Source organism: Clostridium psychrophilum (genome assembly GCF_018861705.1).
Classification (GTDB): domain Bacteria; phylum Bacillota; class Clostridia; order Clostridiales; family Clostridiaceae; genus Clostridium_AD; species Clostridium_AD psychrophilum.
On the sequence record NZ_JAHLEC010000239.1, the window covers coordinates 1 to 1,488 of the forward strand.

Annotated in this window: 3 tRNA genes and 2 rRNA genes; all 5 read left to right on the plus strand. The window is 33.3% G+C overall.

What is annotated here, in order from left to right:
• Positions 1-4 precede the first annotated feature (4 nt).
• The 5 genes from rrf (KPL38_RS19200) to KPL38_RS19220 all read left to right on the plus strand — a co-directional run bounded on the left by rrf (KPL38_RS19200) (position 5) and on the right by KPL38_RS19220 (position 517).
• Positions 5-121: ribosomal RNA gene (gene rrf / locus KPL38_RS19200) — 5S ribosomal RNA — on the plus strand.
• A 5-nt stretch (positions 122-126) separates the two neighbouring features.
• Positions 127-201: transfer RNA gene (locus KPL38_RS19205), tRNA-Asn, on the plus strand.
• Positions 202-237: 36 nt separating this feature from the next.
• Positions 238-354: ribosomal RNA gene (gene rrf, locus KPL38_RS19210) — 5S ribosomal RNA — on the plus strand.
• A 7-nt stretch (positions 355-361) separates the two neighbouring features.
• Positions 362-438: transfer RNA gene (locus tag KPL38_RS19215), tRNA-Ile, on the plus strand.
• A gap of 3 nt (positions 439-441) precedes the next feature.
• Positions 442-517 (plus strand) — tRNA-Ala (locus KPL38_RS19220).
• Positions 518-1,488: the final 971 nt, after the last annotated feature.

Below are 1,488 nucleotides of genomic sequence, written 5' to 3' on the forward strand. Positions count from 1 at the left end.
CTCATCTAGTGATTATGGCATGAAGGTAACACCCGTTCCCATACCGAACACGAAGGTTAAGCTTCAATGCGCCGATGGTACTGCAAGGGTAACCCTGTGGGAGAGTAGGTCGTCGCTAGGTAATGTTCCGCGATAGCTCAACGGTGGAGCGCTCGGCTGTTAACCGATAGGTTGAAGGTTCAAATCCTTTTCGCGGAGCCATTTTTTTATAATACAATATTAGTCGATTTTAATAAATCTGGTGATTATGGCATGAAGGTAACACCCGTTCCCATACCGAACACGAAGGTTAAGCTTCAATGCGCCGATGGTACTGCAAAAGTAACCTTGTGGGAGAGTAGGTTGTCGCCAGGTAAAATATGGATCTTTAGCTCAGCTGGTTAGAGCTACCGGCTCATAACCGGTCGGTCCGGGGTTCGAGTCCCTGAAGGTCCACCATACGGGGATATAGCTCAGCTGGGAGAGCACCTGCCTTGCACGCAGGGGGTCAAGGGTTCGATTCCCTTTATCTCCACCAAAAAAGCAGTCCAATAAGGACTGCTTTTTTGGTGCATTTATTAATTATTTAAAGTTCAATTCATGGGTTAATGGTGTTAGCGCCAGCTTAAAATATTTTACAAAAAGTATATTGAAATTTTGGTCGCTATGGAGTTGTAAACTTATGGGGATCTTTTTCTGTCGTCAGTTGTTTTTATAATGTTAAGTTACAAGGTATACTGTTTGATTAGTGCCAGTTTTATATTCAATGATAGTATTGTCATATAAATATCTGATTTATTGAAAGAGATAATAGATCTTATTTTGTATGTACAGCGTAAATAGGTGTTATCTATTCCTAGTTTGGCTTACTAGCAGTAAAATTACAATTTAATGTATATTAATATTTATGTAACTGTTGCATTTGTCGATATTTTCTATATCATATAATTCAGGAAAGTAGATTATACTGATTTATAATTTTGAGCATTGTTTTGAAGTTTAGGTTAATGTCATATTTGTGCCGTGAGAATGAAAAAATATTATTAAGGCTAATTTGTTATCTAAGATATAGCAATTAGGAAGAAATTACAAATAAATTCTTTATAAAATGGATTTATTACTATATACTTATCCATGTGTGTCAATATGATTAAAACTAAGGATTATAGAGATATATGTAGTATATAAAGAATAATATTGATATTATGGATATAAATTTAAATATATAACTTTATTATTGTGATAGAATACTCCTTGTCGTCACAAACAAGCGTACGATAAATTAAGAAAAATGTTAATTATAATTTAATAAGTTTTTATAAAACAAATTAAAAAAAGATTGACAAAAGAAGAAATACCTAGTAATATAGTAGAAGTCGTCAGATGATGACGAACAAGTTGGTCTTTGAAAATTAAACAGAGAAATAGGTAAAGAAATGAAATAATATTTTGTTTTAACCAGTTAATTACTTTAGTATAAAGTAAAATTTAGTCGTAAGACTAAAAGTA